The 13,282-nt window shown below is 67.6% G+C and carries 17 protein-coding genes; 9 read left to right on the forward strand and 8 right to left on the reverse strand.

Annotation, left to right across the window (positions count from 1 at the left end; translation table 11 throughout):
• Positions 1 to 2: 2 nt before the first annotated feature.
• Complete coding sequence (locus tag WKF39_RS09480; RefSeq protein WP_340387709.1) at positions 3 to 815, forward strand: SDR family oxidoreductase; 813 nt, start codon at positions 3 to 5, stop codon at positions 813 to 815.
• A 4-nt stretch (positions 816 to 819) separates the two neighbouring features.
• Here the strand turns inward: WKF39_RS09480 and WKF39_RS09485 are convergent, their stop codons facing one another.
• Complete coding sequence (locus WKF39_RS09485; RefSeq protein ID WP_340387711.1) at positions 820 to 2,292, reverse strand: cryptochrome/photolyase family protein; 1,473 nt, start codon at positions 2,290 to 2,292, stop codon at positions 820 to 822.
• A 140-nt stretch (positions 2,293 to 2,432) separates the two neighbouring features.
• Between WKF39_RS09485 and WKF39_RS09490 the strand changes: the two genes are divergently transcribed.
• Together WKF39_RS09490 and WKF39_RS09495 are read left to right on the forward strand one after the other, a co-directional pair.
• On the forward strand, positions 2,433 to 3,710 hold the full coding sequence (locus WKF39_RS09490) for an HNH endonuclease (protein ID WP_340387713.1): 1,278 nt from the start codon (positions 2,433 to 2,435) through the stop codon (positions 3,708 to 3,710).
• Between the two features lie 53 nt (positions 3,711 to 3,763).
• On the forward strand, positions 3,764 to 4,243 hold the full coding sequence (locus WKF39_RS09495; protein ID WP_340387715.1) for a hypothetical protein: 480 nt from the start codon (positions 3,764 to 3,766) through the stop codon (positions 4,241 to 4,243).
• Here WKF39_RS09495 and WKF39_RS09500 read toward each other — a convergent pair.
• A complete protein-coding gene (locus tag WKF39_RS09500; protein ID WP_340387717.1) occupies positions 4,236 to 4,400 on the reverse strand; it encodes a hypothetical protein in 165 nt (54 codons plus the stop codon). The two genes, WKF39_RS09495 and WKF39_RS09500, sit on opposite strands and share 8 nt — an antisense overlap.
• A 19-nt stretch (positions 4,401 to 4,419) precedes the next feature.
• On the reverse strand, positions 4,420 to 5,103 hold the full coding sequence (locus WKF39_RS09505; protein WP_340387719.1) for an SGNH/GDSL hydrolase family protein: 684 nt from the start codon (positions 5,101 to 5,103) through the stop codon (positions 4,420 to 4,422).
• Between the two features lie 75 nt (positions 5,104 to 5,178).
• On the opposite strand from WKF39_RS09505, the gene WKF39_RS09510 reads away from it, so the two are divergent.
• The gene (locus WKF39_RS09510; protein WP_340387721.1) at positions 5,179 to 5,559 is read left to right on the forward strand and encodes a hypothetical protein; all 381 of its coding nucleotides are present in this window, start codon (positions 5,179 to 5,181) and stop codon (positions 5,557 to 5,559) included.
• Positions 5,559 to 6,326, forward strand: coding sequence for a type I methionyl aminopeptidase (gene map / locus WKF39_RS09515; protein WP_340387723.1), 768 nt, complete (start codon positions 5,559 to 5,561; stop codon positions 6,324 to 6,326). Before WKF39_RS09510 ends, map begins: the two co-directional genes overlap by 1 nt.
• Positions 6,327 to 6,331: 5 nt before the next feature.
• Here the strand turns inward: map and WKF39_RS09520 are convergent, their stop codons facing one another.
• Complete coding sequence (locus WKF39_RS09520) at positions 6,332 to 7,744, reverse strand: amidase (protein ID WP_340387725.1); 1,413 nt, start codon at positions 7,742 to 7,744, stop codon at positions 6,332 to 6,334.
• A 32-nt stretch (positions 7,745 to 7,776) separates the two neighbouring features.
• On the opposite strand from WKF39_RS09520, the gene WKF39_RS09525 reads away from it, so the two are divergent.
• Positions 7,777 to 8,670, forward strand: a complete 894-nt coding sequence (locus tag WKF39_RS09525; RefSeq protein WP_340387727.1) for a rhodanese-related sulfurtransferase — start codon at positions 7,777 to 7,779, stop codon at positions 8,668 to 8,670.
• Positions 8,671 to 8,673: 3 nt separating this feature from the next.
• On the opposite strand, the gene WKF39_RS09530 is transcribed toward WKF39_RS09525, so the two are convergent.
• On the reverse strand, positions 8,674 to 9,351 hold the full coding sequence (locus tag WKF39_RS09530) for a TetR family transcriptional regulator (RefSeq protein WP_340387728.1): 678 nt from the start codon (positions 9,349 to 9,351) through the stop codon (positions 8,674 to 8,676).
• Positions 9,352 to 9,379: 28 nt separating this feature from the next.
• Positions 9,380 to 9,805: a hypothetical protein gene (locus WKF39_RS09535; protein WP_340387730.1), complete on the reverse strand. Its 426-nt coding sequence runs from the start codon at positions 9,803 to 9,805 to the stop codon at positions 9,380 to 9,382.
• A gap of 222 nt (positions 9,806 to 10,027) precedes the next feature.
• On the opposite strand from WKF39_RS09535, the gene WKF39_RS09540 reads away from it, so the two are divergent.
• The 3 genes from WKF39_RS09540 (at position 10,028) to WKF39_RS09550 (ending at position 12,033) form a co-directional block, all read left to right on the forward strand.
• Positions 10,028 to 10,357: a YciI family protein gene (locus WKF39_RS09540; protein ID WP_340387732.1), complete on the forward strand. Its 330-nt coding sequence runs from the start codon at positions 10,028 to 10,030 to the stop codon at positions 10,355 to 10,357.
• 1 nt (position 10,358) lies between these two features.
• Positions 10,359 to 10,724, forward strand: coding sequence for a YciI family protein (locus WKF39_RS09545; protein ID WP_340387734.1), 366 nt, complete (start codon positions 10,359 to 10,361; stop codon positions 10,722 to 10,724).
• A 61-nt stretch (positions 10,725 to 10,785) separates the two neighbouring features.
• Positions 10,786 to 12,033 carry an RNA polymerase sigma factor gene (locus WKF39_RS09550; RefSeq protein ID WP_340387736.1) on the forward strand — a complete coding sequence of 416 codons (1,248 nt, stop codon included), beginning with the start codon at positions 10,786 to 10,788 and terminating at the stop codon, positions 12,031 to 12,033.
• 17 nt (positions 12,034 to 12,050) lie between these two features.
• Here WKF39_RS09550 and WKF39_RS09555 read toward each other — a convergent pair whose 3' ends face one another.
• Positions 12,051 to 12,542, reverse strand: coding sequence for a hypothetical protein (locus WKF39_RS09555; RefSeq protein WP_340387738.1), 492 nt, complete (start codon positions 12,540 to 12,542; stop codon positions 12,051 to 12,053).
• 45 nt (positions 12,543 to 12,587) lie between these two features.
• The gene (locus WKF39_RS09560) at positions 12,588 to 13,175 is read right to left on the reverse strand and encodes a hypothetical protein (RefSeq protein WP_340387740.1); all 588 of its coding nucleotides are present in this window, start codon (positions 13,173 to 13,175) and stop codon (positions 12,588 to 12,590) included.
• Positions 13,176 to 13,282: the final 107 nt, after the last annotated feature.

Genomic DNA, 13,282 nt, shown 5'->3' on the forward strand with positions numbered 1-13,282 from the left:
CGATGGATGTCTCCGGCGCCACCGCCATCGTCACCGGCGCGGCCAGCGGCATCGGTGAGGCCATCGCGCAACGACTGCTCGAGCGGGGCGCATCGGTCGTCATCGGTGACCTCGATGCCGATCGATTGGCCGCGACGGCCGCGCGGTTGGACGGCGATCACCCCGGTCGGATCTCGCATGTCGCCGGCGACGCGTCGGATGCCGAGCATGTCGGGGCGCTGATCACGGCGGCCGGCGAGGTGGACATGTTCGTCGCCAATGCGGGCGTCTTCAGGGGATTCGGGCTCGAGGCGACGGACGACGACTGGGCCCTCTCCTGGGATGTCAACGTCAAGGCTCATGTGGTCGCCGCCCGTGCACTGGTGCCGGGTTGGATCGAGCGTGCCGGTTCCGGTGGTCGCGGTGGGTGCTTTGTGAGCACCGCCTCGGCCGCGGGCCTGTTGACCCAGCTGGGCTCTCCGACATACTCGACGACCAAGCACGCCGTGGTCGGCTTCGCCGAGTGGCTGGCCGCGACATATGGCGACCGTGGCCTGCAGGTCTGTTGCCTGTGCCCCATGGGTGTGCGCACCGACATGCTGGTCGCGGGCGAGACGAGCGCGGACGGCGATGCCAGGCTCGGCATGAAGTCGGTCGTCAGCGCGGGTCAGACGCTCGATCCGCTCGACGTCGCCGATGTGCTGCTGGCAGCGGTCGAGTCGGGTTCATTTCTCGCCCTGCCGCACCCCGAGGTCGGCGCGATGTATGCCCACAAGGCCGCCGACACCGATCATTGGATCACCGGCATGCAGCGCTTCCGTTCCAGCCTGGAGTGACGCGTCAGGTCAGCCAGCGCGACGCGGCTCGGGTGTGGGCGGCCTTCTTGTCGGGCGTCAGCCCGTCGTACATCCGCGTCATCATCCTGGACCGGTGGTTGCCCTCGAACACCTCCCGGTGGTCGCGGACGAACGTCCAGTAGAGCCCGTCCCAGTCGTCGGTCCAGTCACCGCCCGGCAGGTCCGACATCTTGCGCAGATAGTTGCTGCCCGAGACGTACGGCTTGGTCGTGATCGCCTCGCCTGCCGCGAACTGGCTCATGGCGTAGACGTTGGGCACCATGACCCAGTCGTAGGCGTCGACGTACATCTCCATGAACCACTCGTAGACCTCCTCCGGATCGGTGCGGAGGAGGCACATCGCGTTGCCGACGACCATGAGCCGCTCGATGTGGTGGCTCCAACCGCGCTCGAGCACGCGCCCGATCACCAGGTCCACCGGCGGCAGCCCCGTCTTGGCGGTCCACCACCCCGGGTCGAGCGGCCGGGTGTGGCGAAGGCGGTTGTCCGATCGCATACGCCGGCCGAACAGCACGTAGGTCGCCCGCATGTACTCCCGCCACCCGATGACCTGCCGCACGAACCCCTCGAGCGACTGCAGGTCCACGCCGCCTGCGGCCTCCAGCGCGCGGGCCACGACATCGTGAGGCGACAGCAGCCCGATGTTGAGACCCGGCGTGATGACGGAGTGGAACAGGAACGGGTGCTCGGCGCTGACGGCGTCCTCGTAGGGGCCGAACTGGGTGAACCTCTCTGACAGGAAGGCGGCGTATGCTGCGTCGGCCTCGTCGTGGCTCGTGGGCCAATGGAACGTCGCGCCAGACCCGGGGTTGTCGGGGAACTTCTCGGCGACCCAGCTGATGGCGTCTTCGACGGCGGCGTCGCGATCGGGCCAGGGCACGGTGGGAACGGGGTGGTTGCGCGGCAGCTTCTTGCGGTTCTCGGTGTCGTACGACCAGCGCCCGCCGACTGGCTGGTCGCCGTCGACGAGGATGTCGAGGCGCTGCCGCTGCCACGAGTAGAAGTGATGCATCCGCGCGGAGTGGCTGCCGAACCAGTCGGTGATCTGGGCCCGGCTCGTCAGGAAGTTGGGTGACTCGAGGACGTCGGCGGGCCGCAACGTCAGGCTGGCGTCATTGACCGTCCTGTCGATGTCGCGCGAGAGCCAGTCGTCGACGACGTCGAAGACCGTGACCTCGGTCGGGCGCAGCCGCTGGAGCAGGGCGACGAGTCGCTCACCGGTGGTGGAGTCGCTGTCGGTCTCGATCACCTCGACGTCGAATGACGCCTCGCGGAGCCGGTCGGCGAAGCGGCGCATCGACGCGCGGTGCAGCACGAGCTTGTGCGTGTGGAACCGGTACTGCCGAAAGAACAGGTCGTCCTCGACGAGCACGAACACCGTGCCGGCCGGCGCGTCCAGGTGATCCACGAACAGTTGATGCGGGTAAATCAGTCTGACGCGTTGCTCCCGGCTCACCCTTCGACCGTACTGATGGTGAGCCTGAGCGCGACCTCAACCAGTCGTCGGGTGATGCACCGGTCTGCGTCTGGACGGCTCGTCCACAGCCGGGATTACAGTCGAAAAGACGTGTCAGTGGTGCCGTCTAGGTTGGAAGTATGTTCACCGAAGTCGCCACCGAGGACGCGCTGCGCGACGTCCGCGCACACGACTTCGGGGCCGATCCGGCGCAGGAGTGTGGCGCCAACCGGATCGATGCGATCACGGCTCTGGAGCGGGTCGTTGCCTCGGCTCGAGCTGAGCAGGCGGCGCAGATCTCAGCGTTGCATGCGGAGCGGGTCGAGGTGATGGGTCTGGGTCGTGGCGATCCGACGGTCTCGGTGATCGGCGAGGTCGCGATGGCCCGCAACGTCGGTCCCGGTGCTGCTGGCACGCAAGTCGGTGTGGCGTTGAGCCTGGAGCGGCTGCAGGCCGTGGCGGCGCTGTTCGGCGCCGGACTCGTGCCGGAGGCGGTGGTCCGCGCGGTGGTCACGGAGTCGGCGTCGCTGCATGGCGATGACAAGATCGTCCTCGACGGAGAGATCTCGGAGATGCTGCCGGGACTCACGGCCAGGCAGGCCTCGCACGCGACGGCCCGGATGGTCATCCGCCTCGACGCCGAAGCGGCGCGCGAGCGGGCTGAGCGCAACCGTGCCGATCAGCGGGTATCGATGTTTCCCGACACCGATGGCGTGGCGATCCTTCAGGTCCGGGGCCCGGCCGAGCAGATCCTCGCGACCCATCAGGCTCTGGATGCACGGGCCCGTGCCCTCAAGGCCGCCGGAGACGAGCGCACCTTGGGTCAGATCATGGTGCAGACGCTGGTCCAGCGGGTCACGGGTCTGGTTCGCCCCGATGACATCGACGTCGAGGTGCAACTCGTGATGGACGCCAAGACCCTCTTGGGCGAGGACGGCGAGCCGGTCCACCTGGTGGGCTACGGTCCGATCAGTCCTGACATCGCCGATGACCTCATCGCGCGGGCGCCCGACCCCACGATCCGACGGTTGCTGGTCGATCCCGTCGACGGCACTCTGGTGGTTCGCGACCTCAGGCGCCGCCGATTCACTGCTCCGTCCCGTAGCCACATCCGTGCCCGTGACCGGGTGTGTCGCCAGCCTGGTTGCGATCTGCAGATCCGCGACGACGACCACATCCACGCCTTTGCCGACGGAGGTCTCACCACGGCCGCGAACGGCCAGGGGCTGTGCAAGCGCTCACACACCATCAAGTCCCAACCAGGGTGGGTTGTCACCACCGAGGGCAAGGCCAACGTGTGGCAGACCCCCACCGGACACAACTATCGGTCTGACCCGCCGGCGGTCCTTCCGCGCGACGGGCCGGGCACCTCCGCCAATAGCGGGGATCACTGGCCGCGGCGGCGGTCGCTCGGCTGAATGAATGGAGTCGTGGAGCCCCTTGCCCCACGTGTGGTTGGTAGCGTCCAGCGATGAGCAAGTCCGCCGACACGGTCGATCTCAAGAAGAGTCTCGACGCGTATCAGGCCAGACGTGGCGAGTTCCGCATCCTCAACGTGCCTGCGATGCAGTACCTGATGATCGACGGGCAGGGCGACCCCAACACGTCACGGAAGTTCGCTGACGCCATCGCTACCCTCTTCCCCGTCGCATACGCGCTGAAGTTCGCCAGCAAGCGCGAGCTCGGGCGCGATCATGTCGTTGTGCCGCTGGAGGGCCCGTGGTGGCCTGTCCGAGGGTCCATGCGTGCAGACGCTGCACATCGGGGCATTCGACGAGGAAGCAGAGGTCCTGGCCCGGATGCACGACAACTTATCCCCGACAACGGTATGCGCATGACTGGCAAGCACCACGAGGTCTACCTCAGCGACTCCCGCCGGGGCTCCCCCGAGAGGCTCCGCACGATCTTGAGGCAGCCGGTCGCGCCGGTTGAGAGCGCTGGTCTCATCTAGCGCGGTGGATGCTGCGGGTCCGCCAAACGCCGATCGCTACCAACACGATCAACGCAACGTATATCCCCACGGGGCCGAGCTGGGCGCCGAGCGCAACAACGAGAATCATGAAGATGACGAACAGGACGGTCCAGTTCACGGCGATTCGTAGTGCCATTCCACGATCGTAGCCCTGCTCACCGTCCTGTGATCGCCTCGCGCATGGTCTCGGCCATGCCTGCATAGCCGGCGTCATTGGGGTGGAAGCGATCCTGCGCCAGCTTGCCCTTCCAGCTCCCGATGCTGCGGTTGCGGAAGTCCGCCACCACGATGTCGCCCGCACCGGCGGCCTCGTCGAGCAGGCGGTTGAACTCGTCAGCACCGGGGCGGCCCTCGGGCAACGTCGCGATGACCGAGCCACGAGGCAGTCGCCGCAGCAGCTCCTCGACCCGCTGGGACAGGCCGACCCGCATCCGGCGGCTGATGAGGTCGTTGCTGCCGACGATGACGGTCACCAGGTCGGGCTGGGCGCCCAGCGAGTCCATCGCCGGGATTTGTCGCTCGAGCAGGTCCGAGACGCGGCCACCCGAGACCGAGAGGTTGACGAGGCGATGATTCGGAAGGGACCCCGCGAGCTGGCCGGCCCACCCGCGGTCATACGCACCGGCACCGATGCCCTGCGCCATCGAGTCCCCGAGCACGACCCACATCGGGCCTGCCGCGGCAACCGCCAGGCGGTTGTGACGCTCCCACTCGTGGGCGTACGGCTCGACCTGCGACTGCACCTCTCGCACACCCCGCAGGAATCGCCCGGCGAGGGCGATCACCGGGCCGGTCGGGCGCCCGCTCAGGTTGGAGTAGTCGAAGGACGTCTGCGTCACGGCAACCAGTCAATCAGGGTGTGCCACGCCGGGCGTACGCTTGGCGCCGATGAGTCGACAGATCAGGCAGGGCACATGAGGGGCAGTCGCGCCTTCGCGGCAGCGGCGATCGCCGGACTGATCGTGCTGATCGCCTATGGCATCGACCGCGTGATCGGTGACGGGCTCGCACGATCTGTCGCGAGCGCAGGTCGCGTGGTCGTCGTGGTGGGTGCGGTGGTCTGCGCCGGCGTTCTCTACCAGCTCTGGAGCGTCCGCAAGCAGCACACGGGCCGTGACCACGCCGCAGTCGTCGCCGCTCTGCTCGGCGGGGCGTTCGCCGCGTCATCGTCCTTCAGCGCTCCCGCAGGACAGATCTTCGGCAACTCACTCACCGCCGCCGGCGGCGTCGCCGGGCTGGCACTGGGCCTCTACGGCTCGCGGCCGGCCCCGATCAGCACGGAAGGTCAGCACTGATGATCGAGCTCCTGACACGCACCCAGATCGACGAGATGCGACCCGCGGGCCAGTTCGTCGGCTCGGTCCTCACGGCCCTGGCCGACGCGGCCGAAGTCGGCGTCGACCTGCTGGATCTCGACGCACTGGCGCACCGGATGATCCGCGACCGCGGGGCCGAGTCCTGCTACATCGACTACCACCCCTCGTTCGGTGCGAGCCCGTTCGGCAAGGTCCTGTGCACATCGGTCAACGACGCGGTGCTGCACGGCCTGCCGCATCCCTACAAGCTGCGCGATGGCGACCTGCTGAGCCTCGACTTCGCAGTCTCCGTCGATGGCTGGGTCTGCGACTCGGCGGTGACTGTCGCGGTGGGTACTCCGCGCGAGGAGGACGTACGCCTGATCGCCCATGCCCAGGAGGCGCTGGACGCCGCGATAGCGATCGCGAGGCCCGGCAACAAGGTCGGCGACATCTCCGCCGCGATCGGTGCGGTCGGACGCTCGCACGGACTCAGGGTCAACACCCAGTTCGGCGGCCACGGCGTCGGCCGGACGATGCACGGCGATCCGCACATCCCCAACGACGGCAAGGCCGGCCGCGGGTTCCCGCTCAAGCCGGGACTCGTCATCGCGATCGAGCCGTGGTTCCTGCACACGACCGACGGGATCCGGATGGATGAGGACGGCTGGACGATTCGCAGCGCGGACGGATCGCGCGGCGCCCACGTCGAGCACACCATCGCGATCACCGAGGGCGACCCGATCGTCATGACCGCGCGCGACTGATCCGTTCAGGCGAAGCCGGGCGGGCGACGGTCACGCCAGGGAGCGGCCGCCTCGACCTGGGCGCACAGGCTGAACAGCGGCCCGTCCTCGCCCGGCAGCCCTGCGAGCATGACGCCGACCGGCAGGCCCTCAGCCGTCCAGTGCAGCGGCAGGCTGGCAGCCGGTTGCCCACTCATGTTGTAGAGCGCCGTGTAGGGCGTGAACTGAAGCTCGCGATGATGATCCTCTGCAGGATCCCCCGACTCGTTGAACCACTCCACGGGTTGCGGCGGCATGGCCAGGGTCGGGGTCAGGAAGGCGTCGTATGGCTGTAGGTCCGTGATGACCTGGCGCGTCGTCAGCTCCAGGAACTGCATCGCCCGGGAGAGGTCGACGGCGGTGGCACGCCGTCCGCGATCGCGCCAGTATCGGGTGTTGGGCCGCAGGGCAGCATCAGCCTCGGCAGGGATGGGCGCCGAGGCGATCCCGCTGGACCAGATGACGTTGAACTGCGGCTCAAGCTCCTGCGGAAAGGGATTGTCGACATCGACGACGTCATGACCCAGGGACTCGAGGACGAGGCTTGCCTGCTCCCACGCGGCGATTGACTCGCCGCTCGGCGAGATGCCCTCGAGATGGGTCCGGGACCAGCGCGCGATCCTCAGCCGGCGCGGCTCACGGCCGACCCAGGTGGCGTAGGGCACCGGTGGCTCGGGCAGCGGGCGTACGTCCCCGGGTTCGGGGTGGGCCATCGCGTCGAGCAGGGCTGCGGCGTCGCGAACCGTACGCGTGAGCGGCCCGTCTCCAGCGAGACCGCTCCAGTCCGATCCGAGCGGCCCCGCGCTGACGCGACCCCGACTCGGTTTGAAGCCAAAGATCCCGCAGGCGCTCGCGGGTATGCGGATCGAGCCGCCACCGTCGCTGCCCGGTGCGAGGGGGACCAGGCCCGCCGCCACGGCCGCAGCCGCGCCACCGCTCGATCCGCCGGCGTTGCGAGTCGTGTCCCAGGGCGTGCGGGCCGGGCCGACCAGGTCGTTGTCGGTGTAGGAGGAGAGGCCGAACTCGGGAGCGTTGGTCTTGCCGAGGCTGATGAAGCCTGCCTGTTCCACGAGGTCGACGACGTAGGCGTTGACGGGTGGCACGAAGTCGCGCATCGCGGCAGAACCCATCGAGGTGCGGGTGTCCTTGGTGAATGTCAGGTCCTTGAACGCGGTCGGCACCCCGGCATACGGGGGCGCGGCGCCACCAGCGATGCGCTCGTCAGCCTCCGCCGCGCGCATGAGCGCCTGATCGGCGGTCACCGTCACGAATGCGCCGAGGGTCCCGTCGTGGGCGGCGATGCGATCGAGGTGGTGCCGCACGAGCTCGACCGACGACACCTCCCGCGCACGAAGGGCCGCTGCCTGCGCGGTCGCGTCGAGCTCGTGGAGTTGCGTCATTGCATGAGCGTAGGCCTCCGTAGAATCGGGGTGTGGCCACGCCCAAAGTCCTGCTCTTCTATGTCTTCACCCCATTGGCCGACCCCGAGGCGATCCGGCTCTGGCAGCACACGCTCTGCGACTCACTCGGTGTGCGCGGTCGCATCATCATCTCCAAGGACGGCATCAACGCGACGCTCGGTGGCGATGTCATCGACCTCAAGAAGTATGTCCGTGGCACACGCGCCTACGCCGCGTTCAAGGAGATCGACTTCAAGTGGAGCGAGGGTCGCGCGCTCGAGGACGGCAGCACCGCCGACTTCCCGCGCCTCAGCGTCAAGGTGCGCGATGAGCTCGTGACCTTCGGCGCCCCAGGTGAGCTCGAGGTCGACGCCGGTGGTGTCGTCAATGGCGGTACGCATCTGAGCCCCGCCGACCTGCACGCCCTGGTCGAGGCCAAGGATGTCGTGTTCTTCGACGGGCGCAACCAGATCGAGTCGACGATCGGGCATTTCGCCGGAGCGGTCCGGCCGCCGGTGGAGACCACCCGCGAGTTCGTCGCCGCCTTGGACAGTGGGGCCTATGACCACCTCAAGGACCAGCCTGTGGTCACCTATTGCACCGGCGGGATCCGCTGCGAGGTGCTCACGCCGTTGATGAAGAGTCGTGGTTTCCAGGAGGTCTATCAGCTCGATGGCGGCATCGCGACCTACGGTGAGGCATTCGGCGACGACGGACTCTGGGAGGGTTCGCTCTACGTCTTCGACGACCGCATCACGATGGACTTCTCCAATCACGCCGAGCTCGTCGGGAGCTGCGACTCGTGCGAGGAGCCGACCAATCGCGTCGTCGACTGCGGAGACGTCTCGTGCGTACGCCAGATGGTGAGGTGCCAGGGGTGCTCCGTCGGGGCTCCGGGTTGTGACGAGCACTCGGTTCGTGCGTGAGCCCTACGAGGGACTGATCAGCCGGATCAACCCGACGACGTCGTCGACGACTCCGCGCACGCCCGGCAGTCGGGCCAGGCGCAGCATCCGGTCGATGATCGGGACGGACTGGTCGACCAGATCCCGGGTCTGCCGCTGACCCGGGCTGGTGTCATGCACCCAGAACAGCACGATCCCCATCTGCAGGAGCCAGAGCAGCTCGGGCAGCTCGGCCCGCAGGTCCTTCGCGAGCTTGAGGTCGGACCCGTCGACGACCCGCCTGTGCAGCTGGATCGCCGCCTCCCGGGCCGCCGCGGACTCCTCGCTGAACGGGGAGAGCGGGCTGCTCGGCTCGGCGGCATTCTTGAAGAACTTCCCGGCGAACTCGTGATAGGGCTCGGCGACGTCGACCCACGCCAGGAGCACGCCGCGCAGTCGGCCGGTGAAGTCGGTCTCACCTGCGAGCGGGATCTCAGCGGCGTCGGCGTGGGCATGCTGGATCTGGTCGTAGTACGCCTGGATCAGGTGTTCCTTGGACGAGAAGTAGTAGTAGGCATTGCCTACCGAGACGCCAGCCTCGTCGGCAATCGCGCGCATCGTGGCCTGGTCATAACCGCCAGACCGGAACAGCCGCATCGCCGCATCGATGATCGACTGCCTGGTCTGCTCGGCCTTGGTCGAGCGGGAGGGTGTCTCGGTCACGGTCGCCAATCTAGCCGCCACCGGCCGCTCAGCGCCGGGGCGCCGGCGGGTACTGGGCGTACGGCGGCTGCGCAGGAGCCTGCTGCACGAGCTGGCTGCGCAGCGCGTCGTTGCGTCCGCGGCGGCGCATCGAGGAGAACACCATGACGTTGACGAAGTGGACGACGCCGAGGACCAGCATCACGACGCCGACCTTGACGCTCAACGTCTCGAACATCCCCGTGAGGTCGACGACCTCACCTCCGCCGCGGAGGTAGAGGATCACGAAACCGAGGTTGAGCAGGTAGAAGTCGACGACCAGCAACGTGTTGACCGCATCGGCAAGCTCGCGATTGCTGTCAAAGACATCGGCGAGGAAGACCCGGCCGTTGTGGGACAGCGTCGAGGCCACCCACACCGTGATCGGCACGGCGAAGAGAAGGTAGGCGACGTAGGTGGCGACGGTCCAGCTCATGGTGACTCCGATATTTGAACGTGTTCAACTCTGACTATCCAGACCCTAGTCGAAGTTCTGAACGTGTTCAACTTCGCTTCCGGAGCGAGAAAGTATGAGCCGTGTCGAAATCGGCCTGTCCCGGTCGACGTAGGGGTGAAAGGCTGGCCCGGACCGGCCGCCACCGACACCAGGAGACATCATGCGATTCCTCAGCTACATCGAGTCCGATCCCTCCCAGCCGTGGGGCCCCCGCCGGAACTGTTCGAGGCCATCGGCGCTTTCGGCGCCGAAGCCTTCGCCGCTGGTGTGGCCGTCGATCAAGGCGGCCTCGCCGCGATCGAGAGCAGCCCGCACATCCGCGTCTCGGGCGGAACGATGACGATCACCGACGGCCCGTTCGCGGAGGCCAAGGAGGTCATCGGCGGCTACGGCATGTACCAGGTCCGTTCCGTCGAGGAGGCGGTCGAGTGGTCCCGCCGCTTCATGCAGATCCACCTCGACACGTGGCCCGGCTTCGAGGGCACGAGTGTTGTCCGGCAGGTCTTCGGCCCCGACGATTCTGAGGCCTGAGATGCGATACGTCGTGCTGATCCATGTCGACGAGAACGTCAGTGAGGAGCCTCCGGCCGGGCTGATCGACGCCATGTTCGCCCATGTGGCCGACCAGCGTCACGCGAAGGTCGTCACCGATGCCGGCTTGAAGCCGACATCGGCCGCGATCCGGGTCGCGTCACGGGGCGGCAAGGTCATGATGACCGACGGCCCGTTCGCGGAGGCCAAGGAGGTTGTCGGCGGATTCATGCTGATCCAGGCGGCGACGGCCGAGGATGCCGTGGCGTGGACACGCGGTTTCGTGGACCTGCATGCCGAGCACTGGCCGGGGCTCGAGGTGGTCACCGAGCTGCGGCAGGTGGCCGGCAGTCTCACAAACAATTGACCAGGATCCTTTGTCGGAGGAGTACCTGCCGCCGTGCGGCGGTGGTGGTTGGATCAGTGTCATGACCGATCCCGACCTCCACCGCTCGGTCGAGGCGATCTGGCGACTGGAGTCTGCCCGCCTCATCGCGGCGCTGGTCCGGATCACCCACGATGTCGCACTGGCGGAGGATCTTGCCCAGGACGCCCTTGAGGCGGCTCTCGCGCAGTGGCCCGAGACCGGACTGCCGACCAACCCGGGTGCCTGGCTCATGGCCGTGGCCAAGCGTCGTGCCATTGACGGATTCCGGCGGCGCGAGCGTCAGGACCGGGCCTATGGCGAGCTCGAGCAGCGGAAGGAGGACATCGTGGCCGGCATCGAGTCATCGATCGACCACGTCGAGGACGACGTGCTGCGGCTGATGTTCATCTGTTGCCACCCGGCACTGTCCTCGGATGCCCAGATCACTCTGACCTTGCGGCTGCTCGCCGGGCTGACGACCAAGGAGATCGCCCGAGCGTTCCTGGCGGCGGAGCCTGCGATCGGTGCCCGGATCACCCGCGCCAAGAAGACCTTGGCCGAGGTCGGCGCTCCCATGGAGGAGCCGGCAGAGGACGAACGCGTCGAGCGCACGTCAGCCGTGCTCGGAGTCCTCTACCTGCTGTTCAACGAGGGCTACTCGGCCACAGAAGGTGACGACTGGCTGCGCCCCGCGCTGTGCGACGAGGCCGTCCGGCTGGGGCGGATTCTCGCCACGCTGTCGCCACATGACCCCGAGGTCCACGGCCTCGTCGCCCTGATGGAGATCCAGTCATCGCGGGCGGCGGCCCGCACCGACGCCGGCGGAAGACCGGTCCTGCTGCTGGATCAGGATCGCTCACGCTGGGACGCCCTTTCGGTGCATCGCGGACTTGCTGCCCTCGAGCGCGCCCAGGCGCTCGGCCGAGCCCCGGGTCCGTACGTTCTGCAGGCCGGCATCGCGGCCTGCCACGCGCGGGCGCGCACCGCCGAGGAGACCGACTGGGCCCGTATCGCTGCGCTCTATCAATCCCTCGCGATCCTCTCCGGATCCGCGGTCGTGGAGCTCAACCGGGCCGTGGCCCTGTCGATGTCCGAGGGTCCCGCGGCCGGGCTCGCGCTGGTGGACCAGCTCCTGGACGCACCCGCGCTGAAGGGCTATCACCTGCTGCCGAGCGTGCGAGGAGACCTGCTCGCGAAGCTCGGGCGAGCTGATGAGGCGCGCGCGGAGCTCGACCGTGCCGCGTCGTTGACCCGCAACGAGCGGGAGCGGTCGCTCCTGCTGCAGCGGGCTGCCGATCTGACTGACTGAGCGGTAGATCGCGCGGGCTAGTTGCGGTCGTACTCCGCGACATCGGTGTCGGACTCGCGGCCGTATGTCCGCTGCATCGCAACGTTGAGGGACGAGACCATGTGCGCGATGATGACCGCGACGAAGTCGTTGACCTGACCGCGCGCATGGGATGTCGGCTCGGGCTCGAGGTCGTCCACAGCAAGTGCCAAGGAACGCTCACTGTCGGCCCGGGTGAGCAGGATCGTCGACGGGTCCGTCCCGGGGTCCGACACCCATACGGCGACGCGGGTCTCCACGGTCGCCTCGGGGACGTCGCGGGAGCGTGCGAGCACGTGAGTCGTGATGACCCCCGATGTCGGCGCGCAATAGCCCTCGGGCGGTGACACGGCATGGACGCCGTGGCTGTCGACCTCGATCTCGGCCAGGTGTGCGATCTCACGGGAGATCTGCCGCGAAGCCGTCACAGTGACGAGCTCGTGCGCGGTGCGCGCGAGGGCGTCAGTGCGGTCTTCGGGACTCTCGGTCATCCCGTCAGACTAGGCCCATCGCGGCTCGTGCGCGCCGTAGGTCGATCAGGAGGCCCACTTCCAGCTCGCGAGGATCGCCTCGCTCACCGAGTCGCGCTGCGCCTCCGGCACCGTGTCGCTGAAGGACACCGTCACGATATAGCCGGCCTCGCCGTGCCCGACGGCATATTGCTCGGTGCGATATTGCGAATCGGTGAGGTCGAACGTCGCCTCGGCGTGCACCGCCTCCTCGCCGTCGATGTCGAACCGTTCCTCGATCAGGACATCACTCGCGTCGGCATCCTGATCGAGGACTGCCAGCATCGCGTCTTCTCGCGCATCGCTGTCCAGGCCCGCCATGCTGTCGTCGCGCACGACGTTGACGTTGTCGCTGAAGCCGTCGAGATCTCCCAGGTCGATGGCAAGCGACAGGGCCCTCGTCTGCTCGGATGCCTCCCACCCCGGCGGCGCGGTGAAGGTGAACTCGTCATTGGTGATCGTCTTGCCCTCCACCGGCCCCGTCGTCGTCGGGCCGGCCGCCGTGACCGTGTCATCGGTCGGGGACGCACCCGGCTCGTCGGATCCGCCCTTGCAGGCTGCGGTCGCCGCCGCGAGGGCGATGACGATCACGGTGAGACGTACGAGCGAATCCATGCCGCCGAACGTATCGCGAATCGAAGACAGAAGACCGGAATGTTTCGCGGCTGGACAAAGTTGATAGGGTTAGGCTCAAGTCAGTTGACACACATTCTTGAAGTCTC

The organism is Aeromicrobium sp., assembly GCF_037719875.1.
Taxonomy (GTDB): domain Bacteria; phylum Actinomycetota; class Actinomycetes; order Propionibacteriales; family Nocardioidaceae; genus Aeromicrobium.

Excerpts from the sequence above, each read along its gene's own strand:
- WKF39_RS09480 (WP_340387709.1), top strand. The coding sequence starts at position 3 with ATGGATGTCTCCGGCGCCACCGCCATCGTCACCGGCGCGGCCAGCGGC.
- WKF39_RS09490 (WP_340387713.1), top strand. The coding sequence starts at position 2,433 with ATGTTCACCGAAGTCGCCACCGAGGACGCGCTGCGCGACGTCCGCGCA.
- WKF39_RS09495 (WP_340387715.1), top strand. The coding sequence starts at position 3,764 with ATGAGCAAGTCCGCCGACACGGTCGATCTCAAGAAGAGTCTCGACGCG.
- WKF39_RS09500 (WP_340387717.1), bottom strand. The coding sequence starts at position 4,400 with ATGGCACTACGAATCGCCGTGAACTGGACCGTCCTGTTCGTCATCTTC.
- WKF39_RS09510 (WP_340387721.1), top strand. The coding sequence starts at position 5,179 with ATGAGGGGCAGTCGCGCCTTCGCGGCAGCGGCGATCGCCGGACTGATC.
- map (WP_340387723.1), top strand. The coding sequence starts at position 5,559 with ATGATCGAGCTCCTGACACGCACCCAGATCGACGAGATGCGACCCGCG.
- WKF39_RS09520 (WP_340387725.1), bottom strand. The coding sequence starts at position 7,744 with ATGACGCAACTCCACGAGCTCGACGCGACCGCGCAGGCAGCGGCCCTT.
- WKF39_RS09535 (WP_340387730.1), bottom strand. The coding sequence starts at position 9,805 with ATGAGCTGGACCGTCGCCACCTACGTCGCCTACCTTCTCTTCGCCGTG.
- WKF39_RS09545 (WP_340387734.1), top strand. The coding sequence starts at position 10,359 with ATGCGATACGTCGTGCTGATCCATGTCGACGAGAACGTCAGTGAGGAG.
- WKF39_RS09550 (WP_340387736.1), top strand. The coding sequence starts at position 10,786 with ATGACCGATCCCGACCTCCACCGCTCGGTCGAGGCGATCTGGCGACTG.
- WKF39_RS09555 (WP_340387738.1), bottom strand. The coding sequence starts at position 12,542 with ATGACCGAGAGTCCCGAAGACCGCACTGACGCCCTCGCGCGCACCGCG.
- WKF39_RS09560 (WP_340387740.1), bottom strand. The coding sequence starts at position 13,175 with ATGGATTCGCTCGTACGTCTCACCGTGATCGTCATCGCCCTCGCGGCG.